Annotated in this window: 27 protein-coding genes and 1 pseudogene; 17 read left to right on the top strand and 11 right to left on the bottom strand. The window is 71.9% G+C overall.

Annotation, left to right across the window (positions count from 1 at the left end; translation table 11 throughout):
• Positions 1–399, top strand: a pseudogene (locus FK529_RS20365) (MFS transporter); the annotation flags it as partial.
• Between the two features lie 3 nt (positions 400–402).
• Here the strand turns inward: FK529_RS20365 and yaaA are convergent.
• Positions 403–1149 (bottom strand): peroxide stress protein YaaA, encoded by a 747-nt coding sequence (yaaA, locus tag FK529_RS09095; RefSeq protein ID WP_146560632.1) that lies wholly within the window; start codon positions 1147–1149, stop codon positions 403–405.
• Positions 1150–1174: 25 nt separating this feature from the next.
• On the opposite strand from yaaA, the gene FK529_RS09090 reads away from it, so the two are divergent.
• Positions 1175–2932 carry a proline--tRNA ligase gene (locus FK529_RS09090; protein WP_146560631.1) on the top strand — a complete coding sequence of 586 codons (1758 nt, stop codon included), beginning with the start codon at positions 1175–1177 and terminating at the stop codon, positions 2930–2932.
• 59 nt (positions 2933–2991) lie between these two features.
• Here the strand turns inward: FK529_RS09090 and FK529_RS09085 are convergent, their stop codons facing one another.
• Genes FK529_RS09085 through FK529_RS09075 form a run of 3 tightly spaced genes read right to left on the bottom strand, consistent with a single transcriptional unit; the run spans position 2992 to position 4727 of the window.
• Positions 2992–3750 (bottom strand): DUF4190 domain-containing protein, encoded by a 759-nt coding sequence (locus FK529_RS09085; protein ID WP_146560630.1) that lies wholly within the window; start codon positions 3748–3750, stop codon positions 2992–2994.
• 18 nt (positions 3751–3768) lie between these two features.
• Positions 3769–4203, bottom strand: a complete 435-nt coding sequence (locus tag FK529_RS09080) for a DUF4439 domain-containing protein (protein WP_146560629.1) — start codon at positions 4201–4203, stop codon at positions 3769–3771.
• On the bottom strand, positions 4200–4727 hold the full coding sequence (locus FK529_RS09075) for a hypothetical protein (RefSeq protein WP_158635084.1): 528 nt from the start codon (positions 4725–4727) through the stop codon (positions 4200–4202). The genes FK529_RS09080 and FK529_RS09075 overlap by 4 nt, the downstream gene beginning before the upstream one ends.
• A gap of 87 nt (positions 4728–4814) precedes the next feature.
• On the opposite strand from FK529_RS09075, the gene rimP reads away from it, so the two are divergent.
• From rimP to FK529_RS20005, 9 genes are all read left to right on the top strand, one after another.
• Positions 4815–5432 (top strand): ribosome maturation factor RimP, encoded by a 618-nt coding sequence (rimP, locus tag FK529_RS09065; protein ID WP_146560626.1) that lies wholly within the window; start codon positions 4815–4817, stop codon positions 5430–5432.
• The gene (nusA, locus tag FK529_RS09060) at positions 5433–6434 is read left to right on the top strand and encodes a transcription termination factor NusA (protein WP_146560625.1); all 1002 of its coding nucleotides are present in this window, start codon (positions 5433–5435) and stop codon (positions 6432–6434) included.
• Positions 6431–6676, top strand: coding sequence for a YlxR family protein (locus tag FK529_RS09055; RefSeq protein WP_146560624.1), 246 nt, complete (start codon positions 6431–6433; stop codon positions 6674–6676). The genes nusA and FK529_RS09055 overlap by 4 nt, the downstream gene beginning before the upstream one ends.
• A gap of 199 nt (positions 6677–6875) precedes the next feature.
• Positions 6876–9716, top strand: coding sequence for a translation initiation factor IF-2 (gene infB, locus FK529_RS09050; RefSeq protein WP_146560623.1), 2841 nt, complete (start codon positions 6876–6878; stop codon positions 9714–9716).
• Between the two features lie 82 nt (positions 9717–9798).
• Entirely contained in the window at positions 9799–10089 is a 291-nt protein-coding gene (locus FK529_RS09045) for a DUF503 domain-containing protein (protein ID WP_146560622.1), read from the top strand.
• A 149-nt stretch (positions 10090–10238) separates the two neighbouring features.
• The gene (rbfA, locus tag FK529_RS09040; RefSeq protein WP_146560621.1) at positions 10239–10706 is read left to right on the top strand and encodes a 30S ribosome-binding factor RbfA; all 468 of its coding nucleotides are present in this window, start codon (positions 10239–10241) and stop codon (positions 10704–10706) included.
• Complete coding sequence (locus FK529_RS09035) at positions 10703–11647, top strand: DHH family phosphoesterase (RefSeq protein WP_146560620.1); 945 nt, start codon at positions 10703–10705, stop codon at positions 11645–11647. The genes rbfA and FK529_RS09035 overlap by 4 nt, the downstream gene beginning before the upstream one ends.
• 24 nt (positions 11648–11671) lie before the next feature.
• Positions 11672–13027: an MATE family efflux transporter gene (locus FK529_RS09030; RefSeq protein ID WP_146560619.1), complete on the top strand. Its 1356-nt coding sequence runs from the start codon at positions 11672–11674 to the stop codon at positions 13025–13027.
• A 41-nt stretch (positions 13028–13068) separates the two neighbouring features.
• Positions 13069–13500: a hypothetical protein gene (locus tag FK529_RS20005; RefSeq protein WP_158635083.1), complete on the top strand. Its 432-nt coding sequence runs from the start codon at positions 13069–13071 to the stop codon at positions 13498–13500.
• Between the two features lie 34 nt (positions 13501–13534).
• Here the strand turns inward: FK529_RS20005 and fmdA are convergent, their stop codons facing one another.
• Positions 13535–14791, bottom strand: coding sequence for a formamidase (gene fmdA, locus FK529_RS09020; RefSeq protein WP_146560617.1), 1257 nt, complete (start codon positions 14789–14791; stop codon positions 13535–13537).
• 33 nt (positions 14792–14824) lie between these two features.
• Positions 14825–15109: an FmdB family zinc ribbon protein gene (locus FK529_RS09015; RefSeq protein WP_146560616.1), complete on the bottom strand. Its 285-nt coding sequence runs from the start codon at positions 15107–15109 to the stop codon at positions 14825–14827.
• Positions 15110–15200: 91 nt separating this feature from the next.
• Between FK529_RS09015 and FK529_RS09010 the strand changes: the two genes are divergently transcribed.
• Entirely contained in the window at positions 15201–15617 is a 417-nt protein-coding gene (locus tag FK529_RS09010; RefSeq protein WP_193559675.1) for an HNH endonuclease, read from the top strand.
• 17 nt (positions 15618–15634) lie between these two features.
• On the opposite strand, the gene FK529_RS09005 is transcribed toward FK529_RS09010, so the two are convergent.
• Together FK529_RS09005 and FK529_RS09000 are read right to left on the bottom strand one after the other, a co-directional pair.
• Positions 15635–17356 (bottom strand): purine-cytosine permease family protein, encoded by a 1722-nt coding sequence (locus FK529_RS09005; protein WP_146560615.1) that lies wholly within the window; start codon positions 17354–17356, stop codon positions 15635–15637.
• A gap of 95 nt (positions 17357–17451) precedes the next feature.
• Positions 17452–18261, bottom strand: coding sequence for an ion transporter (locus tag FK529_RS09000; RefSeq protein ID WP_193559674.1), 810 nt, complete (start codon positions 18259–18261; stop codon positions 17452–17454).
• Between the two features lie 106 nt (positions 18262–18367).
• On the opposite strand from FK529_RS09000, the gene FK529_RS08995 reads away from it, so the two are divergent.
• The 3 genes from FK529_RS08995 to truB are packed head-to-tail and all read left to right on the top strand — an operon-like array spanning position 18368 to position 20956.
• The gene (locus FK529_RS08995; RefSeq protein WP_146560614.1) at positions 18368–19381 is read left to right on the top strand and encodes a metallophosphoesterase family protein; all 1014 of its coding nucleotides are present in this window, start codon (positions 18368–18370) and stop codon (positions 19379–19381) included.
• The gene (locus FK529_RS08990) at positions 19381–20049 is read left to right on the top strand and encodes a 4'-phosphopantetheinyl transferase family protein (RefSeq protein WP_146560679.1); all 669 of its coding nucleotides are present in this window, start codon (positions 19381–19383) and stop codon (positions 20047–20049) included. The genes FK529_RS08995 and FK529_RS08990 overlap by 1 nt, the downstream gene beginning before the upstream one ends.
• A 1-nt stretch (position 20050) precedes the next feature.
• A complete protein-coding gene (gene truB, locus FK529_RS08985) occupies positions 20051–20956 on the top strand; it encodes a tRNA pseudouridine(55) synthase TruB (RefSeq protein ID WP_146560613.1) in 906 nt (301 codons plus the stop codon).
• Between the two features lie 5 nt (positions 20957–20961).
• Here truB and FK529_RS08980 read toward each other — a convergent pair whose 3' ends face one another.
• Together FK529_RS08980 and FK529_RS08975 are read right to left on the bottom strand one after the other, a co-directional pair.
• Positions 20962–22089: a GNAT family N-acetyltransferase gene (locus tag FK529_RS08980; RefSeq protein ID WP_158635082.1), complete on the bottom strand. Its 1128-nt coding sequence runs from the start codon at positions 22087–22089 to the stop codon at positions 20962–20964.
• Between the two features lie 10 nt (positions 22090–22099).
• A complete protein-coding gene (locus tag FK529_RS08975; RefSeq protein WP_146560611.1) occupies positions 22100–23212 on the bottom strand; it encodes a citrate/2-methylcitrate synthase in 1113 nt (370 codons plus the stop codon).
• Between the two features lie 53 nt (positions 23213–23265).
• On the opposite strand from FK529_RS08975, the gene FK529_RS08970 reads away from it, so the two are divergent.
• The gene (locus FK529_RS08970) at positions 23266–24339 is read left to right on the top strand and encodes a citrate/2-methylcitrate synthase (protein ID WP_146560610.1); all 1074 of its coding nucleotides are present in this window, start codon (positions 23266–23268) and stop codon (positions 24337–24339) included.
• Positions 24340–24372: 33 nt separating this feature from the next.
• Positions 24373–25047, top strand: a complete 675-nt coding sequence (locus tag FK529_RS08965) for a DNA alkylation repair protein (RefSeq protein WP_146560609.1) — start codon at positions 24373–24375, stop codon at positions 25045–25047.
• Here FK529_RS08965 and FK529_RS08960 read toward each other — a convergent pair.
• Entirely contained in the window at positions 25028–25735 is a 708-nt protein-coding gene (locus tag FK529_RS08960; RefSeq protein WP_146560608.1) for a metal-dependent transcriptional regulator, read from the bottom strand. The genes FK529_RS08965 and FK529_RS08960 overlap by 20 nt on opposite strands.
• Positions 25736–25755: the final 20 nt, after the last annotated feature.

Here is a 25755-nt window from a genome sequence, read left to right as displayed (position 1 = left end):
CCTCCGCAGGCGCAGCGGCGTCCGAGCGCGCCCCTGCAGCGCCCGAGCGGGCCGATCCAGCGCCCGAGCGGGCAGGTGCCGCGGCCGAGCGGGCCCGTGCAGCGCCCGACTCCGCCGGGGCACCAGGCCGGTCACGGTCAGGGTGTCCCGATCCGGCCGATGCCGCGGCCGAGCGGTGCGATCGGGCGGCCCGTCCAGCAGGCACCGCGCCCGAGCGGGCCGGTCCAGCGTCCGAGCGGGCCGGTCCAGCGTCCGCCCGCAGCGCCCCCGCAGCAGGCGGCACCGTCGAACGGCGGCCGGCACTCCGTGCCCGAGCCCGACCCGATGCACCGCCCCGAGGTCTCGCCGCAGGCCGAGCGCGTGAGCCGCGCGCGGCGCCACCGCCTCGACGAGGACTGACCGTCACCCCGCCGTGACGATCGTGACCTCGGTGGGGGAGGAGAGCTCCGCGCGCAGGCCGGCCTTGCCGGCGACCTTGACCACGGCCCGCGCGTCCGCCGGCTCGGCGCGGCTGATCACCAGCGCCCGGGCCAGCAGGCCCTTGTGATGCTTGTTGAAGTGCGAGACGACGGCGCGTGAGCCGTCGGGCTTCTCGGTCACGACGGTGGCGGTGACCGCCCCCGGAACCCTGCCGAGCGCCGCGTAGCCGCCGGATCGCAGGTCCACGACGAGGCCGCGCTCCGCACCGGCGAGGGCCTCGGCCAGCGCGGGCTTCCACTCGGCGGCGAGCGTGCCCAGGCCCGGCAGCTTCGACCCCGACGAGAGCCGGTACGCCGGGATCGGATCGACGGCGCCGACGGCCCCGAACAGCGCCGACCCCACGGCCAGGCGGGCGTCGGCCTTCGCCCGCTGCGCCTTCGTCAGCCCGCGCACGTCGAGGGCGTCGTAGAGCACGCCCGTGTACTGCTCGATCGCGGGCCGCGTGGGCGCGGAGCGCAGCGCCCGGTTCCGTTCCAGCTCGTCCGTCTGCCCCTCCGACAGCCCCAGCGCGGCGCGGGCGCGCTCGTCGTCCTGGGAGAGCGCGACGAGCGCGTCGAGGAGACGCTCGCGGGTCGGCGTGAGCGACGGGAAGGTCAGCGCCCCGAGATCGAGGGGCGCGCCCGCGCCGCCGCCGGCTTTGGTTTCCGATGGGGGAAGCAGGATCAGCACACCGGACACACTAAGCTGTGGCCTCGTGATCACCCGATTCTCCCAGCTGTTCCTGCGCACGCTCCGCGACGACCCGGCGGACGCGGAGGTCCCCAGCCACAAGCTGCTCGTCCGCGCCGGCTACGTGCGGCGCATCGCGCCGGGCGTCTACTCCTGGCTGCCGCTGGGCCTGCGGGTGCTGCGCAACGTCGAGCAGGTGGTGCGCGAGGAGATGAACGCCATCGGCGGCCAGGAGATCCTGCTGCCCGCGCTGCTCCCGCGCGAGCCCTACGAGGCCACCAACCGGTGGACCGAGTACGGCGACAGCCTCTTCCGCCTGCAGGACCGCAAGGGCGCCGACATGCTGCTCGGCCCCACGCACGAGGAGATCTTCGCCCTCACCGTGAAGGGCGAGTACAACTCGTACAAGGACCTGCCGGTCATCCTGTACCAGATCCAAACGAAGTACCGCGACGAGGAGCGCCCCCGCGCGGGCATCCTCCGCGGCCGCGAGTTCGTCATGAAGGACAGCTACAGCTTCGACACCTCCGACGAGGGTCTGTCCGAGGCCTACGCCAAGCACCGCGCCGCGTACCAGCGCATCTTCGCGCGGCTGGCCATAGAGCACGTCATCGTCTCGGCCACGTCGGGCGCCATGGGCGGCAGCGCCTCCGAGGAGTTCCTCGCGGTGAGCCCCGTCGGCGAGGACACCTACGTGCACTCGACCGAGTCGGACTACGCCGCGAACGTCGAGGCCGTGACCACGCCCGCGCCGCCCGCGATCCCGCTCGACGGGTTGCCCGCCGCGCAGGTGTACGACACCCCGGACGCGCCCACGATCGACACGCTCGTGGCCTGGGCCAACGGGGGCGCCGACGGTGCCTCCGTGCTCGGCCGCGAGGTCGTCGCCGGCGACACCCTGAAGAACGTCATGGTCAAGACGCGGGCGCCCGGCGGCGACTGGGAGCTCCTCGGCATCGGCGTGCCCGGTGACCGCGAGGTGGACTTCAAGCGGCTCGAGGCGTCGCTGGAGCCCACCGAGGTGGCGCTGGTCGAGGCGGAGGACTTCGCGAAGTACCCGTTCCTCGTGAAGGGGTACATCGGCCCGAAGGCGCTGCTGGAGAACGAGGTCCGCTACCTCGTCGATCCACGCGTGGTGACCGGCACCGCCTGGATCACCGGCGCCGACGCGCCCGGGCAGCACGTGGTGAACCTCACCGCCGGCCGCGACTTCACTCCCGACGGCACCATCGAGGCCGCCGAGGTCCGCGACGGCGACGCCTCGCCCGACGGCAGGGGCGTGCTGAAGTCCGCCCGTGGCATCGAGATCGGCCACATCTTCCAGCTGGGCCGCAAGTACACCGACGCCTTCGAGATCGACGTACTGGGGGAGAACGGCAAGCCCGTGCGCCTCACCCAGGGCTCGTACGGCGTCGGCGTCTCCCGGCTGGTCGCCGTCATCGCCGAGCAACAGCACGACGAGAAGGGCCTGCGCTGGCCCAAGGGCATCGCCCCGTTCGACGTGCACGTCGTGATCGCGAACAAGGACGAGGGCGCCTGGACGGGCGCCGAGTCGCTGGCCGCCGAGGTGGACGCGGCCGGCCTGGAGGTGCTGCTCGACGACCGCAAGGCCTCGCCCGGCATCAAGTTCAAGGACTCCGAGCTGGTGGGCGTGCCCACCGTCGTCGTGGTCGGCCGGGGCTGGGCCGACGGTGTCGTCGAGCTCCGTGACCGCCTCACCGGCGAGTCCCGCGAGATCCCCGTCGCCGACGCCGCCGCGGAGATCATCGCCGCCGCGAAGTAGTCAGGAGAACACGAGGGGCCCGCACCGGATCGGTGCGGGCCCCTCGTTCGGCCGTACGTTCAGGCGAGCGGGGTGAGCACGAAGTTCGTGTCCAAGCCCCCGGACGCGAGCACGCCGATGCCGACGATCACGAGGATGACGACGAGCGCGAGCACGACGCCACCCAGGATGGTTCCGGCGAGCGCCATGCCGTGGCCCTGCTGGCCGGTCTGCTTGGTCTGCTTCATGGCCATCACACCCGTGATGATCGCGGCGATGGGCAGCGGGATGCTGAACAGGCCGATGAGGCACGCCAGCGGTATCGCCAGAAGTCCGCAGACGAGCGAGGCGATCGCGAGTCCGTTCGTGCCGGACTTCGGCTGCTGGCCCGGATAGCCGGGGTAGCCCGGGTATGCGGGGTATCCCGGTTGGCCCGGGTACTGCGGCGGCGCCCCGTAGGGATTCTGCTGTGCGGCGTAGGGATCCGCGGGCGCGCCGTACGGGTTCTGCTGTGCGGCGTAGGGATCCGCCGGTGTGCCGTACGGGTTCTGCGTGCCGTACGGGTTCTGCGCGCCGTACGGGTTCGGCTGCGCGGCGTACGGATCGGCCGGCGCAGCGTAGGGGTCCGCCGACGGCGGGTACGGCGTGGCGTAGGGATCGGGCTGCGCGGTCGGGTGCACCGTGGTCGCGGCGTCGGGATCGCCGCCGTCCTGTCCGGTGGGGGGTGCGGCGGCGTCGCGCTTCGTCAGGTCGGGCGCGGAGGGCTTCGGCTCGGCCGGACGCACCACCGTCGGGTCGTAGGTCCCGTCGCCGGGCTGCTGCGGATCGCTGGACGTCATCCCCCGAGTGTAGAGGCGTCAGGTACCGCTGCCGGGGAACGGCGTGGTCACGGGGGAGACGCCGAGCGCCGCGCGCCACCGCGCGCCGCGAACCGCGGCGCCGCCGAGGCCCGCCACCCCGAGGTGCCGGACACCGTCACCGTCGGCCTGGGAGAGAACGTTGCGGTGCGCGGCCGCGGCGTCGTCCTCGACCGCGGCGGCCACCTTCGCGGCGCTCGCGGGATCGGTGACCGGCTCGGGCGGGGCGTAGGCGGGCGCCGCGACGGGCACCTCGGCCCCGGCGGCACTGAGCACGCGGGCGAGGGCGTCGCGCTGCGCGCGGTGCTCCGCGGCGTAGGTCGCGATCTCGGCTTTGCGGGTCGGCGCGGCGTAGGCCTCGATGAGTCCGTACAGGTAGACGGCGGCGTACTCGGACTTCAGCGCGGCGGCCACGGCGTCCTGCGTGGGGGTCATGCGAGCACCACCTCCGCGTGCACGCGGGTCGCGGCGGCGACGGAACCGAGCAGTGCGGCCTGGTACCCGGACGCGGCGACCGCCGCGTCGCCGGCGTCCTTCGCCGAGCGGGTGAGTTGGGCGTGCAGCGCCTGCCGGCTCACCGGCGACGGGGCCACCGGCGTCGACGACGGTGCGGCGGTCACGGAGGTGGGCCGCTCGACGTACCGGGACAACTCGTCGGCCAGCGCTGACGCGTGCCGGCTGCGCTGATCGGCGATGATCCGCAGCTGCGGGCCCGCGGCCCCGTCGAGTACCGAGAGGCCGCGCGCGGCCTCCGCGTCGGCCTGGGCCTGGGCGGCGGCGGCCTGGAGCCGCACGGCCTGCGGATCATCGGCGCGGTCCTCGGCGGTGGTGCATCCCGCCAGCGCGGCCCCGCCCGCGAGGGCGCCGCCCGCGAGGAGGACGGAGGTGAGGACGGTGCGTCTGTCGATGCCGGAGCGCGACTGCGATTCGTCGCCGCGGCGCGGGGGTGGGGCGATCACGGGGCGAGTCTAGCGGCGCGCCCGGGTACACTGGCTGCAGCGTTCGACACCGGGCACGTCCGGTGACAATTTCACAGGGAGGCGCGTATGGCTTACGACGAAGCGGCGGTGACGGCCGTCATCGCGCCCCACCTGGACGCCGCCGGGCTCGATCTGGAGCAGGTGAAGATCAATAACGCGGGACCGAAGTCCTCCATCGCGGTCGTCGTGGACAGCGACGCGGGCCCCACGCTCGACGAACTGGCCGAGGTCGCCCGCACGTTGTCCGCCGCGGTCGACGATGCTGACGCGGTCTTCGGCGCCCAGGCGTTCACCCTCGAGGTCACCACGCCCGGCGCGGAGCGTCCGCTCACCGAACCCCGGCACTGGCGCCGCGCCCGCGGCCGGCAGGCGGCGATCGAGCTGACGGACGGGACGAACCTGCTGGCCCGGATCGGGCCGCTGACAGAGGCGGAGGCCGGACCGGGAGCTCCTACCGGGACCACGGTCACCGTCGTGCTGCCCGGGGCGAAGGGGGCTGCCCCGACGACCCGCGATCTCGACCTCGCGGAGGTGGCCTCGGCCGCCGTCCGCGTCGAGTTCCGCAGGCCGAACCCCCAGGAGATGAAGCTCTCGGGCATCACGCCCGGGCGCGTGGAGTCGGGTGCCGAACCGGAGGACCTGACGGGCGAGGACGCCGGTACGGCGCCGAGGAATGAGGACTAGATGAACATCGACATGGCAACGCTGCGGGCGATCGAGGCGGAGAAGGACATCTCCGTCGAGACCGTGATCGAGGCGATCCAGGTGGCCCTCCTCACCGCGTACAAGCACACCGACGGACACGAGCCGCACGCGCGGATCGACGTCAACCGCCGCACCGGCGAGGTGAAGGTGCTCGCGCAGGAACTCGACGCCGACGGCAACATCATCACCGAGTGGGACGACACCCCCGAGGGCTTCGGCCGCATCGCCGCGGACTCGGCCCGGCAGCTCATCACGCAGCGCCTCCGCGACGCCGAGAACGACCGCACGTTCGGCGAGTTCGCGGTCTACGAGGGCGAGGTCGTCTCCGGTGTGGTGCAGGCCGACGCCCGTGCCGCGGCCCGCGGCTTCGTCGTGGTCCGGATCGGCGGCGAGCGCGAGGGCCACGAGGGCCTGCTGCCGCCCGCCGAGCAGGTGCCGGGGGAGACCTACGAGCACGGCGACCGCATGAAGTTCTACGTGGTCGGCGTCAGTCGCGGCCAGCGGGGCACCCAGATCACCCTCTCGCGCACACACCCGAACCTCGTGAAGAAGCTCTTCGCGCTCGAGGTCCCGGAGATCGCCGACGGCAGCGTCGAGATCACCTCCGTGGCCCGCGAGGCCGGCCACCGCTCGAAGATCGCGGTGCGCACCTCCGTGGCGGGCCTCAACGCCAAGGGCGCGTGCATCGGCCCGATGGGGCAGCGCGTGCGGAACGTGATGAGCGACCTCGAGGGCGAGAAGATCGACATCATCTCGTACGACGACGATCCAGCGGTCTTCGTCGGCAACGCCCTGTCGCCGTCGTCGGTGGTGTCGGTCACCATCGTCGACGCCAAGGAGAAGGCCGCCCGCGTGGTGGTCCCCGACTTCAAGCTCTCGCTGGCCATCGGCAAGGAGGGGCAGAACGCCCGTCTCGCCGCCCGGCTCACCGGCTGGCGGATCGACATCCGCTCGGATGCGGAGAGCACCGACCCGCGGTGAGCGAGCCGGTCCGCACCTGCATCGGGTGCCGGCGCCGGGCACCCGCGAGTGCGTTGATCCGGGTGGTCGCCACCACCGCGGTCGACGGTGCGCGCACCGTCGTCGTGGACGCGCGGCGCCGGCTGCCGGGCCGGGGCGCTTGGCTGCACGACGATCCCGGATGTCGGGAGCAGGCCCGCAAGCGGAACGCCTTCCGCCGGGCACTGCGGGTGTCGGGCCCGCTCGACGACTCCCTCGCGTAAACCGGTTTGCCAGGACGCGCTATGATGATGAGCGGTCTGAAGACGGTCGGCCTTTCCCATGGCCGACGCACTCGGAGATGAAGGAATCGAGCTGAAGACATGAGCACACCGTGAAGCACGAGCGATGAACGGCAATCGGAGTAACTAACCGAGGTCGGCGGGACCAGTGATGCCCTCGACCTCACATTTGAGGAGAAGAGTGGCAGGCAAGGCCCGCGTGCACGAGTTGGCTAAAGAGCTCGGTGTCACCAGCAAGGAAGTTCTCGCACGGCTCAGTGAGCAGGGCGAGTTCGTGAAGTCCGCGTCGTCGACGGTGGAAGCACCCGTCGCGCGACGCCTGCGCGAATCGTACGGATCCAAGTCCGACGGTGGCGCGAAGCCGGGCCCCGCCCCGGCCCGCAAGCCCCGCCCCGCGTCCGCGAGCAGCCCGGCAGCCCAGGCGCCCGCGACGAAGGCCCCCCGACCGTCCTCGGCACGTCCCGGACCGCGTCCTGCGGCGCCGGCCGCCCCCGAGCCGACCCCGGAGCCCGCCGCGCCGGCGGCTCCTGCCGCCAGCGCCGCCCCGTCGGCGCCCGAGGCATCCGCGCCCGCCGCCCCCTCGTCGGCCCGCCCGGGACCGCGTCCCGCCGGCCCCAAGCCCGGCCCGCGTACCCCCAAGGTCGGGAACAACCCGTTCTCCTCGCAGGCCCCGGTCGAGCGTGCGCCGCGTCCGCAGCCGGGCCCCGGTGGCCCCCGTCCGCAGGGCGGTGCCCGTCCGGCTCCCGGCCAGGGCGGTCCTCGCCCGCAGGGCGGTGCCCGTCCGGCTCCCGGCCAGGGTGGACCCCGCCCCCAGGGCGGACCCCGTCCCCAGGGCGGTCGCCCCGCGGCCGGCCCCGGCGGCCCGCGTCCGACCCCGGGCAGCATGCCCCCGCGCCCGAACCCCGGTGCCATGCCCTCGCGCGCTGCGCGTCCGGCGGCACAGGGCCGTCCCGGCCCCGGCGGCCGGGGTGGGCCCGGCGGCCGTCCCGGTGGCGGCGGCGGTGGCTACCGCGGTGGGCCCGGCGGCGGCACCGGTACCGGCGCACCCGCGGGCGGTTTCCGCGGTCGTCCCGGTGGCGGCGGCGGTCGTGGCCGTCCCGGCGGCACCGCGGGCGCGTTCGGTCGTCCCGGTGGCGCTCCGCGTCGTGGCCGCAAGTCGAAGCGGGCGAAACGCGCCGAGTACGAGAACATGCAGGCGCCGATCGCCGGTGGCGTCCGGTTGCCCCGTGGCCAGGGTGAGACGATCCGCCTCGCCCGTGGCGCCTCGCTGAGCGATTTCGCGGAGAAGATCGACGCCAACCCGGCGTCGCTGGTCCAGGCGCTGTTCAACCTGGGCGAGATGGTCACCGCCACCCAGTCGGTGAACGAGGAGACCCTCGTGCTGCTGGGCGAGGAGATGAACTACGTCGTCCAGGTCGTCAGCCCCGAGGACGAGGACCGCGAGCTGCTCGACAGCTTCGACCTCACCTACGGCGAGGACGAGGGCGGCGAGGACGACCTCGAGCAGCGCCCGCCGGTGGTCACCGTCATGGGCCACGTCGATCACGGTAAGACCCGACTGCTCGACACGATCCGCAAGGCCAACGTCCGCGAGGGCGAGGCCGGCGGCATCACGCAGCACATCGGTGCCTACCAGGTGCTCACCGAGCTCGACGGCAGCGAGCGGCTCATCACCTTCATCGACACCCCCGGTCACGAGGCGTTCACCGCCATGCGTGCCCGTGGTGCGAAGGCCACCGACCTCGCGATCCTCGTGGTCGCGGCGGACGACGGCGTCATGCCGCAGACGGTGGAGGCCATCAACCACGCGCAGGCGGCCGACGTGCCGATCGTCGTGGCGGTGAACAAGATCGACAAGGAGGGCGCGCAGCCGGAGAAGATCCGCGGCCAGCTCACCGAGTACGGCCTGATCCCCGAGGAGTACGGCGGCGACACGATGTTCGTCGACATCTCCGCCAAGCAGGGCACCAACGTCGAGGCGCTGCTCGAGGCCGTGCTGCTGACCGCGGACGCTTCGCTCGACCTGCGGGCCAACCCCGACATGGACGCGCAGGGCGTCGCGATCGAGGCGCACCTCGACCGCGGCCGTGGCCCGGTGGCCACCGTGCTCATCCAGCGCGGCACCCTGCGGGTCGGCGACTCGATCGTGGCCGGCGACGCCTACGGGCGCGTCCGGCGCATGGTCGACGAGAACGGCGACGACATCACGGAGGCGACCCCGTCGCGTCCGGCACAGGTCATCGGCTTCACCTCGGTGCCCGGCGCAGGCGACAACCTGCTCGTGGTCGACGAGGACCGGATCGCTCGGCAGATCGCCGACCGGCGCGCGGCGCGCAAGCGCAACGCCCTGGCCGCGCGCTCCCGCAAGCGGGTCTCGCTCGAGGACCTGGATGCCGCGCTCAAGGAGACCAGTCAGCTCAACCTCATCCTCAAGGGCGACAACTCGGGCACCGTGGAGGCGCTCGAGGAGGCCCTGCTGGGGATCGAGATCGACGACGAGGTGCAGCTGCGCGTCATCGACCGCGGCGTCGGCGGCGTCACCGAGACCAACATCAACCTGGCGTCCGCGTCGAACGCGATCATCATCGCCTTCAACGTGCGCGCCGAGGGCAAGGCCACCGAGCTCGCCAACCGCGAGGGCGTCGAGATCCGGTACTACTCGGTGATCTACCAGGCCATCGACGAGGTCGAGGCCGCGCTCAAGGGCATGCTCAAGCCGGTCTACGAGGAGAAGGAGCTCGGCCAGGCCGAGATCCGCGCGATCTTCAAGTCGTCCAAGGTGGGCAACATCGCGGGTTGCCTGGTCCAGTCCGGCATCATGCGCCGCAACGCGAAGGCGCGCCTGCTCCGGGACTCGACGGTCGTGGCCGAGAACCTCACGATCACCTCGCTCAAGCGGGAGAAGGACGACGCGACCGAGGTCCGCGAGGGCTACGAATGCGGTCTGACGCTCTCGTACTCCGATATCAAGGTCGGCGATGTGATCGAGACCTACGAGCTGGTCGAGAAGCCGCGCGACTGATGTTCCTCCGGTCGGGTGCGGCCGGCGCGTTGTGCGCCGGCCGCACCCGAACCACTATCCCCGGGGCCGGGTGGCCCGATTCATGTTCACAGGTGTCATCGAGATAGATCTGCTCCTGGGCGATGTGCACTCGCTCAAGCACAAGCGTTCCGTCGTCCGGCCGATCCTGGCCGAGCTGCGCCGGTTCTCCGTCAGTGCCGCCGAGGTGGGGCACCAGGACCTGCACCGCCGCGCGCTTCTGGGCGTCGGCGTCGTCGGTCCGGACGCGGGCCACGTGATCGACGTCCTCGATCACTGCGAACGCGCCGCCGTCGGCCACCCCGAGGTGGAAGTGTTATCGGTGCGGCGGCGCCTGTGGGGCCCGGAGGACTGACCCGGCGACCGCCGGTCCGATGCGGGATTGAGCGTGGTGGACGCAGGTGCCGACCCCGCAGTGCCGCACCGGGATATGCTCTTTGTTCCATCGGTTGATCCACACCGTTTCACCGATTGATCGTTTCGACGTGTAAGGGAGGACAGGCCATGGCTGACCCCGCACGGGCCGCTCGGCTCGCCAAACGGATCGGGACCATCGTCGCGACCGCGATCGAGCACGACATCAAGGACCCGCGGCTCGACTACGTCACCGTCACCGATACCCGCGTGACCAACGACCTGCACGATGCGACGGTCTTCTACACCGTCATGGGCCCGACGCTCGACGCCGAACCCGACTACGAGGCGGCCGCCGCCGGCCTGGAGAAGGCCCGCGGCCAGCTCCGCAGCAAGGTCGGCGCTGGCACGGGCGTGCGGTTCACGCCGACCCTGCGGTTCGAGCTCGACGGGGTGCCCGCGGCCGTCGCGAACATGGAGGCACTGCTCGCCAAGGCGCGCGAGCAGGACGAGCGGGTCGCCGCCGTCGCCGCCACGGCGAAGCCCGCCGGCGAAGCCGACCCCTACAAGCACGACGACGAGGACCAGGACGCCGAACCGGACGGGGACGAGCGGTGACAGCTGCCGCAGCGGCGGCTGCGGCGGCACTGGACGGGGCGCGCAGTGTGGCGGTGTACTGCCACGTGCGCCCCGACGCCGACACTCTCGGCTCGGGACTGGCGCTCGCGCGGGTGCTCCGCGCGCAGGGCGCCCGCGTCACGGTGAGTCACCCCGGTCCGGACCTGCCGTCCGGCATCGGCCTGCTTCCCGGTGTCGACGGCTTCACCGCGCCGTCGGCCGACGCGGAGGTCGGCGTGGCCGTCGACTGCGCGAGCTCGGAGCGGCTCGCGGGACTCGAGGAGTCCTTCCAGGGCCACCCGGTGCGGGTGGTCATCGACCACCACGCCACGAACACCGGATTCGGCACCGCCGATCTGATCGACCCGGACGCGAACTGCACGACCGAGCTGGTGCTGGCAGTGATCGACGGGCTCGGCGCCGAGCTCGACGCGGGCACGGCCGACTGTCTCTACGCGGGGCTGATCACGGACACCGGATCGTTCCGGTGGGCCTCGCCCTCCGGGCACGTCATGGCCAGCCGGCTGCTCGCCGCGGGGGCCCGGGGGCGCGAGCTCGCGCGCGACCTGCTCGACAGCCACCCGCGCGCCTGGTTCAGCATGGTCGCCGCGGTGCTGGGATCCGCCACGGCGGTGCCCGAGGCCTTCGGCGGCCGCGGTGCCGTGTACGCCGTCTGCCGCGCGGAGGACCGCGGCCCGCTCGGATGGGACGCCGCGGAGTCGCTGATCGACCTGCTGCGCACCGCCGAGGACTGCGAGGTCGCAGCCCTGTTCAAGGAGAGTGACAGTGGCGAGTGGTCCGTCTCGCTCCGTGCGCGCACCGATCTGGACGTCTCCGAGGTCGCCCGCGGTTTCGGCGGCGGCGGCCACCGGCTCGCCGCGGGGTACTCCGCCACCGGCGCGGGCGACGACGTGGTCGCCGACTTCCTCGCGCGGATCTGATCGTCGGATCGTGACCCGCACCGCGTGAGCGAGACCCCCGACGTGCCCGCCGGGCTCGGCAGACGCATCGTGGGTCAGGCCCTGCCCGCGCTCGGGGTGCTTGCGGCGGAGCCCCTGTACCTACTGTGGGACACCGCCGTCATCGGTCGCCTGGGAGCGCTGCCGCTCGCGGGACTCGCGGTCGGCGGGCTGATCCTGGCGACCGTCTCGACCCAGCTGACCTTCCTCTCGTACGGCACCACCGCGCGGTCGGCCCGCCGCTACGGCGCGGGCGATCCGGGCGGCGCGGTCGTCGAGGGAGTGCAGGCCACATGGATCGCCCTGGCCGTGGGCGGCGTTCTGCTGGCCCTCGTGCAGGGCTTCGCCGGGCCGGTCACCCGCGCGATCGCGGGCCGCGAGGAGATCGCCGCGGCCGCCGAATCCTGGCTGCGGGTGGCCTCGTTCGGGATCCCGCTGATCCTCATCACCATGGCAGGTAACGGCTGGCTCCGGGGCGTCCATCGGCCCCGCGCGCCCCTGGTCTTCGTGCTCCTCGGCCTCGGCCTGTCGACGGTGCTCTGCCCCACTCTGGTCTACGGCTGGGCCGGCGCCCCCGCACTGGGCCTCGTCGGCTCCGCGTGGGCGAACCTGGCCGGGCAGCTCGTGAGCGGGGCGCTCTTCCTCGGTGCCCTGGTGCGCGCCGCCACCGAGGGCGGGAGCGGCGGCTTCTCAGCCCTGCGGCCGCGGCCCGACCTGGTGCGCGCGCAGCTGGTGCTGGGCCGCGACCTGATCGTGCGCAGCCTCTCCTTCCAGGTCTGTTTCGTCTCCGCCGGCGCGGTGGCCGCGCGGGCGGGCGCGCAGTACGTGGGTGCGCATCAGGTCGCGATGCAGCTGTGGAACTTCGTCGCGCTCGTGCTGGACTCCCTCGCCATCGCCGCGCAGACGCTGGTGGGTGCCGCTCTCGGGGCCGGCAAGACGGGCGCCGCACGGACTCTGGGGCGCCGCGTGACCGCGTGGTCGGCGGTCTTCGCGCTGGCCATCGCCGCGGCGCTCGCCGCGCTGCAGGGGATCCTGCCGCGCCTGTTCACCTCCGATGCCGTGGTACTCGACGCCATCACCGTGCCGTGGTGGTTCCTCGTCGGGATGATCCCGATCGCCGGCGTGGTCTTCGCGCTCGACGGGGTGCTCCTGGGCGCCGCGGACGCCGCGTACCTGCGGACCGCGACGCTGGCGGCCGCCCTCGTCGGCTTCCTGCCGCTGATCTGGCTGTCCTACGCCTTCGGGTGGGGCTTGGCCGGGATCTGGTCCGGTCTGGCGGCCTTCATGGTGCTGCGGTGCGCCGCCGTGGTGGTGCGGTTCGCGGGGCACCGGTGGGAGCGGGTGGGCACCGCACCGGGGTGAACGGCTTGCAATGTGGCCCCGAATACGATCATATGTTGCATATGTCATTCACTGTGATCACGAGCACGGTCGCGTTCCGTCGGACCCTCGCCGGCGCGGCGGTCGTCGCGGTGTGCGGCGCGGCAATGGCCTGCGCCCCGTCGCGGCCCGAGTCGGTGCCGTCCTTCACCGTGAACCCCTCGGCGGCGCAGAGTGCGCCCGCGAGTCCGTCCTCCGCGTCCGCGACTCCGTCCTCGGCGCCGGTCACGACGACGGTCCCGGCGCCGGCACCGGCGGTCACCGAGCAGCAGCCCGGCGGCGGGCAGTACGTCGCGCCGACCACGACCTACCCGGCGGCGGGGACCACCACGGCCGCGCCGACCGCCACGCAGCAGCCGTACCCCACTACCGTGGTGATTCCGCCCGTCGTCCAGCTGCCGCCGGGTGCGCCGCGCACCATCACGATCCCGCCCGGCCTGCCGATCCCGTACTGATCCGTCGGTGCCGGACCGAGTCGGGCACGCGGGATCAGCGCGCGGCGCGCGGTGCCCCCTGACCCGGATCGATCCGGGTCGGTCCGTCCTTGCCGGGCGTGACGTCGAAGTCGAAGATCGACGTCGGGATGTACACCGTGGCACAGGAGTTCGGGATGTCGACCACACCCGAGAGGCGACCCTCGATCGGCGCGGCGCCGAGCAGCAGGTACGCCTGCTCCGGGGTGTAGCCGAACGTGGTGAGGTAGTCGATGGCGTGCAGGCACGCCCGCTGGTACGCGAGGTGGCTGTCCAAGTAGCGCTGTTCGTCGTCGAGGGTCACCGAGGTGCCTGAGAACGCGAGGAACTGCTCGTACCGCGGGCCCACATCGCCGCCGGGCAGGAAGATCGCGTTCTCGCTGACGCCGTAGGTCTCCATGCCGCCCGAGATGATGTCGACGTGCAGGTCGATGAATCCGCCCATCTCGATGGCGCCGCAGAAGGTGATCTCGCCGTCGCCCTGGCTGAAGTGCAGATCACCCACCGAGAGGTTGGCGCCGTCCACGAACACCGGGTAGAAGACGCGAGTGCCCCGGGTGAGGTTCTTGATGTCCTGGTTGCCGCCGTTCTCGCGCGGCGGGGCGGTGCGGGCGGCCTCCGCGGCGGCCGCGGCGAAGGCGTCGCCGGTGAGGCTACCGAGGATGGCGTCGTTCGGCTCGGGAGGGAGCGCCAGCGGCGGCACCCGATCGGGGTCGGTCGCGATGAGCGCCGCCTCGCGGGCGTTCCACCGGGCCAGCAGGTCCTTCGACGGCGCCGTGCCCATGAGTCCCGGGTGGACGATCCCGGTGAAGCTGACGTGCGGCACGTGCCGCGAGGTGGCGGTGTGGCCGGTGAAGTCCCAGATCGCCTTGTAGGCGTCGGGGAACTGGTCGGTGAGGAAGCCGCCGCCGTTCTCCTTGGCGAAGATGCCCGTGTAGCCCCAGCCCTGGCCGGCCAGCGGCCCGCTGTCCTCCTGCGGGATCGGGCCCACGTCCACGATGTCCACGATGAGCAGGTCGCCCGGCTTCGCGCCCTCCACCGCGATCGGGCCCGAGAGGGTGTGCACCGTGGTCAGCGGTGCGTGGAGGATGTCCTCCGCCGAGTCGTCGTTGTGGATGGCACCGTCGAACCACTCGCGGCAGTGCACCCGGAAGGTGTCGCCGGGCTTGACGGTGACGGCCGGCGGGATGGCGTAGTGCCACCGGTTGTGGCCGATCTTCTCCTGGTCGGTGAATTTCCTACTGGAATCGAGTGGAAAGACGACGTCGGGCATGGAGCAGGCCTTTCTTCAGGTCTTCGTACGGTTTCAGGGCCGGGGCAGGCGTGCGTGCAGCGGGTTCGACGGTGCCGGCGCGCCCGCGTGGCGGGCTCGGCCCGCGGGCGCGCCGACCACCGCCGGCCGCTCGGCGGTCGCCCGGGTGGCGTCGAGCAGCTTCATCGCGCTGGACGCACCGCTGCCGAGCCGGGGCGCGGTGATGCCGCGACGCGCCGGGGATCCGCAGCGACATGCCGTGGCCGCGGGGACCTCGCGCATACTGAAGACGGCGTCGAAGGGTCCGCAACTGCTGCAGCGGAATTCGTAGGTGGGCATGACTGGACGGTATTCCTTTCGCCGGGTTCCCGAGGGGAAACTACCGAATCGGTATCGCTTGTGCTGAGTACCCGCTGAGTACCGTGGGACCGTGCCGCCGAAGTCCACTCCGCCCCGCGCGCAGACCCGCAAGGCCCGGATCGCCCGCCGCAGGGCGAAGCGCGTGGCCGCCGCCGACAATGACCTCACGGCGCCGCAGTGGGACGAGCTGCTCGCGCTGTGGGGCGCCTGCGCCTACTGCGGGGGAGCGGGCCCCTTCCAGAAGGATTGCGTCCTCCCGATCTCGCGCGGCGGCCGCTACACCCAGCAGAACGTGGTGCCCGCCTGTCGCGCGTGCAACGCGAGCAAATGCAACTCCGAGGTCACGGGATGGATGCGCCGCAAGAAGCTCGACGAGCGGGCCTTCCTGCAGGGGCACGCGGAGATCCTCCTCCACCTGCGTGCGCGCAGCACCGACGACGGTGCGCCGGCCCCCGCGGAGGAGGTCGGCGCACCGTCGGACACCTGAGGCGGGAGGCACGCCCCCTACTTCACCGGCGGATCGGCGGGCAGCACGTGCTCGCCCGACTTGTCCGTCGACAGCGCCAGCGAGCTGATGTACTGCTTCTCGCCGCCAGGGCCGGGGACTGCGGAGGCGACCATGTCGGGGCGCTCGAACTCGATTCCGGTGACGCAGCACAGGAGCCTCTCGCCCGATGGGTTGCCGTCGGCGTCGAACATCGGCAGGTCGATCCCGTCATCGCCGCGCCGCAGGTAGTACTTGCCGCGGGTGGCGATCGCGAGCACCGGCGGGAGCACCAGGGCGAGCACCAGGGCCACCAGCGGCGAGTAGGGCTGCAGGCCGGCGCCGAGGAGCCCGAAGAAGGTCGCGATCGACAATCCGCCGGCGACGATCAGGGTGACGACGCCGACCGGGTTGACGTTGTAGAGCATGCCGCGGCGGAACTCGGGGTCCTTGGGCGAGATCTTCAGCAGGTACTTGTTGATGGCGATGTCGCTGGCGACGGCCACGATCCAGGCGATGGCCAGATTGGCGTAGAAGCCGAGGATCGAATTGAGGAAGCTGAACATGTCGGCCTCCATGAGCACCAGGGCGATCGCGACGTTGAGCACCAGGAAGACGAGGCGGCCCGGATACGTCTTGGTGACCCGGGTGAAGCTGTTGGTCCACGCGAGGGAGCCGGAGTAGGCGTTGGTCACGTTGATCTTGATCTGGCTGATGACCACGAGGATCACGGCGAGGGTGATGGCGAGCCAGCCGGGCAGGAAGTCGGAGTAGATCTCGACGAACTGGTGCACGGGCTCGTTGGCGATGCCGGCGTTGTCGGCGGTCTGCGCGATCAGGTAGACGGCGAGGAACAGGCCCACGACCTGCTTGATGGCACCGAAGACCACCCAGCCCGGGCCGGCGGTCAGCATCGCGGTCCACCAGGCCCGCCGGTTCGCCGCGGTCTTGGGCGGCATGAACCGCAGGTAGTCGATCTGCTCGGCGATCTGCGCGATGAGCGAGAGGCACACGCCGGCGGCGAGCATGGTGCCGGCCAGGCTCACGCCGTGGCCGGCGGGCGTGGCGGACACGACGTTCCCGGCACCGTCGCGCACGATGTCCGTGCCCGAGTACGCGAAGAAGTCGCCGATCGCGCCCGGATGACTGAACAGCAGGTACGCGAACGGCAGCACCATCATCACGAGCCAGATGGGAGTCGTCCACACCTGCAGCTTGGCGAGAGTGTTCATTCCGTAGATCACCAGCGGGATCACGATCACCGAGCTCAAGAGGTACCCGACCGGGAGGGGGATCCCGAGGCCCAGCTTGAGGCCCTGCGCCATGATCGCGCCCTCGAGCGCGAAGAAGATGAACGTGAACGAGGCGAAGATGACGTTGGTCAGCACCGAGCCGTAGTATCCGAAACCGCTGCCGCGGGTGATGAGGTCGAGGTCGATGTTGTACCGCGCCGCGTAGTAGGACAGCGGCAGGCCCGTGGCCATGATGACGATCGCGAAGAATCCGATGCCCAGCAGCGCGTTACCCGTGCCGCCCGCGATGCCGATGTTGGCGCCGATCGCGAAATCGGCGAGGTAGGCGATGCCGCCGAGCGCCGACGTGGCGACCACAGCGGGTCCCCACTTGCGGTAGCTGCGCGGCGCGAACCGGAGCGTGTAGTCCTCGAGCGTCTCGCGGACGGCGGCGTCGCGGAGCGCGTTCGACGGTGCGCCGTCGGCCTCCGCGGGTTGCAATGCGGTCACGGTTTTCCCTTCCGGCCCGCGCCGTGCGACGCGGGGTTGGGGAGAATGGTGCGGGCGCGGCGTTCGCCGGGAGTGACTGCGCGGTAACGGCCCGGTTACGGGTTCGGGTGCCGTGTAATGACCGTGTTGCCCGGCTTCGCCATCTCGGCGACCTCCTTGCGCTGCACGGAATCGCGGATCTGGTCGATGTTTTCGCGCAGCATGTCGGCGACCAGTTCGTCGGTGCGCTCGTCGGCGAGCACCTGCAGCACCATCCGGAAAGTCGTGTCCACGATCAGCTGGATGATCTCGTCGTGGAACGGGATGTACTTGACGCGCCTGGTCTGCGGGTCGTTCTTGATGGTCTCGAGAATCATGCCGCTCATCTCGGCCTTGTTCTCCTCGAGCGCGGCGGCGATGTTCTTGGTGTAGTGGCCCGATTTGAGCACCTCGGTCACCTCGTCGAGGACGGCCACGGTGATCGGGCGCTTGACGGCGTCGACGACCGTGTCCGTTGCGCGGTTGACGACGGCCGCGGTGATCCGATCGCCGTACAGCCGGTCGATCGCCCGCGCCAGGCGCGCGAGGGCCACCACGATCCGGATCAGGCGGAACAGCCGGGGAGCCGGGCTCGGCACGATCGCCGCGGGAATCATGCCGAGGATCTCGTACCAGTTCATCAGGAGGAATCGACGGTGCCAGCCCACCTGCCGCCAACGCCAGAGGAACTCGGCGGCGAAGATCGCGCAGATCACCGCATCGACGATCAGCACCGTGCGCAGCGTCGTGGGCGAGACCGTGAAGAACGTGATCCACACGATGAGGCCGACGGAGACGAAGGCGAGCGCGACCATCGCCCAGTCGGTCCACAGGACGGGCGGTTTGCGCGGGTACGGAGCATGCGGTGCATCGGTCGAGTGGTTCATCGGATCCGACATTACTGAGCCGTCGCCGCCGCCGAGGACGGTCCGCGGGGAGCGCCTTCCGGGGCGCGTCAGGTCCCGCCGCGACGCCGCCCGGTAGCGTGGAGGGGTGTCGAACCTCTGGGCGATCAGCGACCTGCACGTCGGGCACCGCGGTAACGAGGGCATCGTCGACATGGTGCGGCCGCCCTCGCCGGATGACTGGCTGATTCTCGCGGGGGACCTGTGTGAGCGCACCGACCAGCTCGACGAGGTGCTCGCGGCCCTCGTGCCGCGGTTCGCGACGGTGATCTGGGTCCCGGGCAACCACGAGCTCTACACCACCTCGAAGGACCCGATGCAGGTCTTCGGCGAGGCCCGGTACGACCACCTGGTGGAGATCTGCCGGCACCACGGCGTGCTGACCCCGGAGGACCCATTCCCGGTCTTCGACGACCCGGAATCGGGTCCGGTCACCGTCGTTCCGATGTTCCTGCTCTACGACTACAGCTTCCGCGACGAGGGCGTGACCGCGCTGCAGGCGCTCGCGCGTGCGAAGGAGAACAGCGTCGTCGCCACCGACGAGTTCCTGCTCTCGCCCGAGCCCTACGCCACGCGTGACGCATGGTGCCGGGCCAGGCTGGAGTACACCCGGCGCCGGCTCGCGGCCCTGCCCACCGGCACGCGCACCGTGCTCGTGAACCATTGGCCACTGCGGCGCGAGCCCACCGACGTGCTGTTCTACCCGGATTTCGCCCTGTGGTGCGGCACCACCTCGACGCGGGACTGGCATGTGCGGTACGACGCCGAGGCAGTCGTATACGGGCATCTGCACATCCCGCGCACCACGTGGTACGACGGCGTGCGATTCGAAGAGGTCTCCGTGGGCTACCCGAGGGAGTGGCAGAAGCGCGGACTGCCCGAGCCGCTGCTGCGGCGGATCCTCCCCGCACCCGAGTACACGGAGAAGTCGCTGGGCCACTACGGCGTCCATTTCGACATCGACCCGGAGTACCGGGACGACCCGGAGAGGTTCGCCGCTGAGCGCGCGGCGGCGCAGGAGCGCCTGAGCGACCGCCGCGTCGCTGCGCGGGAACGGATCGCGGAGCGCCGGGCGGCGCGCGCGAAGGAGGGGGAGAAGTGATTCTGCAGTCGATGCTGCCGCGGGGCGTGATCGCGCGGGAGGCGCAGGCCGACGTCGACGCGCCCCTGCATCCCCGGGAGGCCGCGCAGATCGCGAAAGCCGTGCCCAAACGTCAGGCCGAGTACACGACGGTGCGCCATCTCGCCCGGGAGGCGCTGGGCGAGTTGGGCATTGGCGATGCGGTGCTCGTCAAGGGCGAGCGCGGCGGCGTGGACTGGCCGCGCAACGTCGTGGGCGCCCTCACGCACTGCGAGGGCTATCGCGGCGCGGTGGTGGGCTACCGCATGGGGGTGCGCACCATCGGTATCGACGCCGAGCCGCACCTCGCGCTGCCCGACAAGGTGCTGCCGACGGTCTCCGTGGAATCCGAGCGGGACGTGCTCGCCGCGCGCCCCGACGACGGGCTGCACTGGGACCGGCTCCTGTTCTGCGCGAAGGAGGCCACGTACAAGGCGTGGAACCCGATCACCGGGCGTTGGCTGGGGTTCGAGGACGCGGAGATCACGTTCGATCTCACCGAGCGCACGGACGACGCGGCGGCGGGCACGTTCCGGTCCCGGATCCTCATCGACGGGCGCACGATCGACGGCGGCCCTCCCGTGTCCTCCTTCGACGGCCGATGGAGGATCACCGATGGCCTTATCGTGACCGCGATCGCAGTGGTGTGAGATGACCACCGACAGGGGGTTCCTCGAACCCGACGGCGCGGGACTCGTCATCGTCGACAAGGCCGCGGGCCTGACCAGCCACGACGTGGTCGCGCGTTGCCGGCGCGCCATGAGCACTCGCAAGGTCGGCCACGCCGGCACCCTGGACCCGATGGCGACCGGCGTTCTGGTGATCGGCGTCGAGCGCGCGACGAAGCTCCTGGGCCATCTGGCGCTGACGACGAAGGCCTATACCGCCACGGTCCGGCTCGGCGCCTCGACGTCGACGGACGACGCCGAGGGCGAGGTCACGGGTGGCGCCTCCGCCGCCGGTCTGGACGAGGACGCGGTGCGCGCCGCGATGGCGCCCCTGACGGGCGACATCGAGCAGGTCCCGAGCAGCGTGAGCGCGATCAAGGTCGACGGCAAGCGGGCGCATCAGCTCGTCCGCGAGGGCGCGGACGTGCAGCTCAAGGCCCGGCCGGTCACTGTCGGCGAGTTCGCCGCGCACGGCTTCCGTCGCGATGGCGACTTCCTCGACGTCGACGTGACCGTCGAGTGCTCCTCCGGCACGTACGTCCGGGCGCTCGCCCGCGACCTGGGCGCCGCGCTCGGGGTGGGCGGCCACCTGACCGCGCTGCGCCGAACCCGCGTCGGGCCCTACGGTCTCGAGCACGCGATCACCCTCGACGAACTCTTCGAGGCGCCGAGGCTGTCGTACGGCATCGATGAGGCGATCGCCGCGGGCTTCGCGACCCGGGAGATCACCGCGGAGCAGGCCGTTGATCTCGCGCTGGGCCGGTGGCTCGATCCGATCGGCCGTCCCGGCGTGTACGCCGCGGTGACCACGGACGGCCGTGCCATCGCGCTGCTGCAGGAGTCGGGGAAGCGGGCGAGCTCGGTGTTCGTGGTGCGCCCCTCCGCCTGACCGCGTTACCCGTCGGGCCGGAGCCGGGTCCACGATTCGCGCGGCATGTCCAGATCCCCGAGCGTCGGCAGGGTCGGCCCCTCTGAGGAGAAACCGATCGCGGCGAGGGCGTCCCGGGCCCGGTCGTGCCGGTCGGCGAGTGCCACCGTGAGGCGCCGGGTGGCCTGGAGCTCCGCGGCGGCGCGGCACGCCGTGACGACGGCCGCCGCCCCGATCGCCGCCGGTGTATCGGCGTGCAGCCAGTCGATGATGGTGGTCGTCGAACTTCCTTCGTCGATGTGTATCTGCAGGGCGCCGATCGATTCTCCGTCGGCGGACACCGGATGGCGGCCGTGGGGGTCGGCTCCGAAGGTGATATCGATTCCGTCATCGGTGCGCGCCCGCTCCGGGAACGCTCTGACGGACGTGGCGCCGCGCGCACCGCGCCGTGCGCGTACGCGCCGCACCGAGATGCGCGCCAGGTCGATCGCGGAACGGGCGGGCGGCGGTGGGAGGCGACGGGCGGGCATCGCCTCGGGCGTCACCGAAGCGATGACGTCCTTCAGCCCGCGGCGCGACTCGGGGGTGTTGTGCATGACGTACACGGTGTGATCGGTGGGTTCGCCTGCGTACTCCCGGAGTGCTCGCGCGGTCTGCAGATACGTGAAACCGAGAGCCTTGGCCAGCATGAGTGAGCCGCGATTCTCCACCGGTTGCACCGCCAGCAACGCCGAGACCTGGGGATTCTGCACGAACGTGTCCAGGAGGTTCACCGCCGACATCCAGAGGGTGACCGGCTTCGAGGCGGGTAGGCCTGCGACCCAGGTGAGCGACTCGGCGTGGCCCGTCCGCGGATCGGGACCGCGCATCGACTGTTGGCCGACCACCCGCTGCTCGGCCCCGTCGTCGACGGTGAGAACGCGGGAGAGTAGGACGTCCTTCCCGTTCCGAGCGTCCCACCACTCCTCCGCCCAGGCTGCGGTGGAGCGCCGGGTGTTCCAGTCGGTGCCCGGGTCACCGAACGCCGGCCGCAGCCATTCCTCGTGGTCGAGATTCGTCTTGCGCCAGGACGCGGCGTCGGCGAGTCGCAGGGAGCGCAGGTCGACGATGTGGCCGCCGATACGGTATCGGCCTGCATAAGAAGGGAACGTCACGGCGGGTATGCTACTGCAAATGTTCACCGATGTAGCGAGCTGACGGGCGGATGATCTTGCCCTGCCGGACCTGCTCGAGCACGTTGGCGGTCCAGCCGACGACGCGAGCCACGCCGAAGGTGGGGGTGAACATCGAGGGCGGCAGGCCCACCTCGCTCATCAGGACGCCGGCGTAGAACTCGACGTTGGCATACAGCTGCCGGCCGGGCTTGAGCTCGTTGATCCCGGCCTCGATCTCCGCCTCGATGGCGCGGGCCTGGCGTACCAGCGGGGTGTCGAAGCGGCTCACGACGCCCTTGAGCAGTTCGGACCGCGGGTCGTGCGTGCGGTACACGGCGTGCCCGAAGCCCATGACCTTCTCGTCGCGGGCGATCTTCCCGCGCACCCAGTCGCGAGTGTTCGCGGGGTCGCCGATCTCGTCGAGCGCCGCGAGTGCCCGGCTCGGCGCGCCGCCGTGCAGGGGGCCGAGGAAGGCGCCGAGCGCGCCGAGCAGGCACGAGGCCATGTCCGATCCCGTCGATGCGATCACCCGGCCGGCGAAGGTCGAGGCGTTGAAGCCGTGGTCGATCGTTGCGACCAGGTAGGTCTGTAGCGCCGCGGCGTCCCCGTCGGACGCCGATCCGGTGGCCATCCGCAGGTAGTCCGCGGCGTGGCCGGCGCCCGGATCGGCCTCCACCGGCGCTTCGCCCCGCGCCAGACGGTGCGCCGCCGCGAGGATCGTGGGGGTCACCGCGGCGTACCGCAGTGCGGCGTCGACCCGCTCCTCCTCGCGGAGATCCATCAGGGGCCGGTCGCCGAGGCCGAGCGCCGCGAGCGCGACGCGCAGCGCGTGCATCGGCTCGGTCTCGGGCCCGACGGTGGCTCGCAGCAGGTCGAGCACTTCGCCGGGGAGCGGCCGGAGGGCGCCGACACGGCGTGCGAAGGCGGCACCGTCGGACGGGCCGGGCAGGGTGCCGAACAGGACGAGGTGCCAGGCGTCCTCGAAGGAGGCCTCGGCCGCGAGGCGCGTGGCGTCGTGGCCGCGGTAGTGGAAGTAGCCCTCCTCGCCGCGGACATCGCCGATCTCCGTGTCGGTCACGATGACGTTCTTGAGCCCCGCTGGGGCGATGAGCGGTGTGGTCATGGCTCGAGTGTGGCGATGTTGATCAATACCCGCAATGTTGATTCAATCAATTCGTGGACCGATGGATCACGACCTCGGAGGCCGCCGAGCGGCTCGGCGTCAAACGCGGCACGCTCTACTCGTATGTGAGCCGCGGAGTGCTCCATTCGCGGCGCATGCCCGGTCGTGCGGAGTCGCTCTTCGACCGCACCGAGATCGATTCGCTCGCCGCGGTCAAGCACGACGGCCGGCGCGAGGCCGACCGCCTGCTGCGCTTCCGCGCCGTGACCACCCGGGTCTCCGCGCTCCGGGGCGACGCGCTGCACCTGCGCGGGCGACCCATCGCTCGGATCTGCGCCGAGCTGGACTTCGCGGCGGCCGCCCGATTCGTTCTGGAGACGGACGGGTCCGCGCCACCGCCCGCGGTCGACCTGGCACTCGCGCGCACGGTGGCCCTCGAGCGCCGGATCCCGCTCGCCGTCGCGCTGCTCGCCGCGCAGGACCCGGTGCGGGCGGACCGGTCCCACATCGCCGAGCGCGCACTGGGCCTGCTGCCGATCCTCGCCGAGCTCGTTCCGGAGGTCCGCCTCGACCACCCCTGGGTCGATGCGCTCGCCACCTGCCTCATCGACAACGGACTGGCCGCGTCGACCACGGCTGCGCGGGTCGCCGCCTCCGCGCGGGCGGGCTTCTACGACGCGCTGCTCTCCGGGTACGGGGCGATGGCGGGTGTGCTGCACGGCGGCGCCCCGGCGGCCGCGTACGCGATGCTCGGGCGGGTCCTCGGCGGGGACGATGTGGACGCGGCGATCGCGGACGCCGCCTGGGGCGGGCACCTCGCGGGCTTCGGGCACATCGTCTACACCGGTGAGGACCCGCGGGCCACCGTCGTGCTGGGCCTGATGCGCGCGGACCGGCCCGACGCGCCAGCGCTGCGGGCCGTCGCCGACCTCGCGGAGCGCACCGGCCGGGCGGTCAACATCGACCTCGCCGGCGCCGCGGTCGCGCACTCGCTGGGGCTCCCGGCCCGGGCGACGGAGGTGCTGTTCCAGTACGGGCGGACCGTCGGGATGGCGGCGCACATCGCGGAGGAGTACGAGGAGGCGCCGCTGCGGTGGCGCGGCACGAACACGGGGGGCGTGCGGTGACGGCGCGCGTAGCATCGCGCGCGTGATGACGAGGTGAAACTGGTCGATCGGATCCGCGCCGAGCTGCGCGCGGCGGCGGACGCCGAGCGCGCGCCGAAGATGCAGGCGTACATGAAGTCCGCGATGCCCTTCCTCGGCGTCCCGGCGCCGCAGGTCCGCGCGATCACCGCCGCCGCGCGGCGCGATCACCCGCCCGCCGGCCTCGACGAGCTGCGGGCCGTCGTGCTCGCGCTGTGGGACGGCGCGCAGTACCGCGAGGAGCGGTACGCCGCGCAGAACCTGCTGCGCTACCGGTTGGGCCGGGGCGATCCCGCGCTGCTGCCGCTGCACGAGCACATCGCGGTGACCGGAGCCTGGTGGGACCACGTCGACGAGACCGCCCGGCACATCGCCGCCCTGCTCGACGCGCACCCCGAGGACACCGCGGCCGTCGTCCGCGCCTGGAGCCGCGGCGACGATCTGTGGCTGCGGCGGCTGGCGATCCTCGCGCAGCTCGGCCGGCGGGACCGGCTCGACACCGACCTCCTCGAGGATGCGATCGCGCCGGCCCTACCCGAGGCGGAGTTCTTCCTCCGCAAGGCGATCGGCTGGGCGCTGCGCGAGCACGCCAAGACCGATCCGGCGTGGGTCCGCGCCTACGTCACCGCGCACGAGGCCGAGCTCAGCGGTCTGTCCCGCCGCGAGGCGCTCAAGAATCTGCGCTCCTGACCCAGATCGCGTGCGCGGCCACGTCGCCCAGGTCCAGCGCGGCACGACCGTCGACGGTGACCGCGATGGTGCCGAGGAACTTCCGCAGCTCCACGACCTCGATCCGCGCGTCCGGCGCGATGCCGACCTCCTGGAAGTAGCGCAGCATCTCGGGGTCGGAATCGGAGATCCGGGCGACGGTGCCCGACTGACCGGCTGCGAGCTCGGAGAGGAGGCACGCGTCGGGGGTGGGCACGCTGCCGTCGGGCTGGGGTATCGGATCGCCGTGCGGGTCCCGGTCGGGGTGACCGAGCCGCTCGTCGAGGCGCGCGAGAAAGCGCTCGGAGACGGCGTGTTCGAGGACCTCCGCCTCGTCGTGCACCTCGTCCCAGCCGTAGCCGAGCTCCGAGACCAGGAAGGTCTCGAGGAGCCGGTGCCGGCGCACCATCGCCGTCGCGACGGCGCGGCCGTCGTCCGTGAGTGTGACCGCCCCGTACTTCTCGTGGTCGACCAGCCCCTGGTCGGCGAGTTTGCGGATGGCTTCGGAGGCGGTGGAGGCGGAGACGCCGAGCGCATCGGCGAGCGACTTGGTGGTGACCTTCACATCGGACCACTCCTGGGCGGTCCAGATCTGCTTGAGGTAGTCCTGGGTGACCGCGGACAGTTCACCGACGGGGCGCGGCGAATCGGGCAGGGGAGGCTTGGGCACGCACCCACCATAGGCCGTCG

The organism is Tsukamurella asaccharolytica, from assembly GCF_007858435.1.
Classification (GTDB): Bacteria; Actinomycetota; Actinomycetes; order Mycobacteriales; family Mycobacteriaceae; genus Tsukamurella; species Tsukamurella asaccharolytica.
The sequence above is the reverse complement of the archived record's forward strand: the minus strand, read 5'-3'. Positions and strand labels throughout refer to the sequence as shown.

Coding starts and splice junctions, on each gene's coding strand:
- FK529_RS09015 (WP_146560616.1), bottom strand. CDS start 15,109: ATGCCCACCTACGAATTCCGCTGCAGCAGTTGCGGACCCTTCGACGCC.
- FK529_RS08975 (WP_146560611.1), bottom strand. CDS start 23,212: ATGACCACACCGCTCATCGCCCCAGCGGGGCTCAAGAACGTCATCGTG.
- FK529_RS09045 (WP_146560622.1), top strand. CDS start 9,799: ATGTTCACAGGTGTCATCGAGATAGATCTGCTCCTGGGCGATGTGCAC.
- nusA (WP_146560625.1), top strand. CDS start 5,433: ATGAACATCGACATGGCAACGCTGCGGGCGATCGAGGCGGAGAAGGAC.
- fmdA (WP_146560617.1), bottom strand. CDS start 14,791: ATGCCCGACGTCGTCTTTCCACTCGATTCCAGTAGGAAATTCACCGAC.
- FK529_RS09000 (WP_193559674.1), bottom strand. CDS start 18,261: ATGAACCACTCGACCGATGCACCGCATGCTCCGTACCCGCGCAAACCG.
- truB (WP_146560613.1), top strand. CDS start 20,051: ATGACCACCGACAGGGGGTTCCTCGAACCCGACGGCGCGGGACTCGTC.
- FK529_RS20005 (WP_158635083.1), top strand. CDS start 13,069: ATGTCATTCACTGTGATCACGAGCACGGTCGCGTTCCGTCGGACCCTC.
- FK529_RS09080 (WP_146560629.1), bottom strand. CDS start 4,203: ATGACCCCCACGCAGGACGCCGTGGCCGCCGCGCTGAAGTCCGAGTAC.
- FK529_RS09085 (WP_146560630.1), bottom strand. CDS start 3,750: ATGACGTCCAGCGATCCGCAGCAGCCCGGCGACGGGACCTACGACCCG.
- rbfA (WP_146560621.1), top strand. CDS start 10,239: ATGGCTGACCCCGCACGGGCCGCTCGGCTCGCCAAACGGATCGGGACC.
- rimP (WP_146560626.1), top strand. CDS start 4,815: ATGGCTTACGACGAAGCGGCGGTGACGGCCGTCATCGCGCCCCACCTG.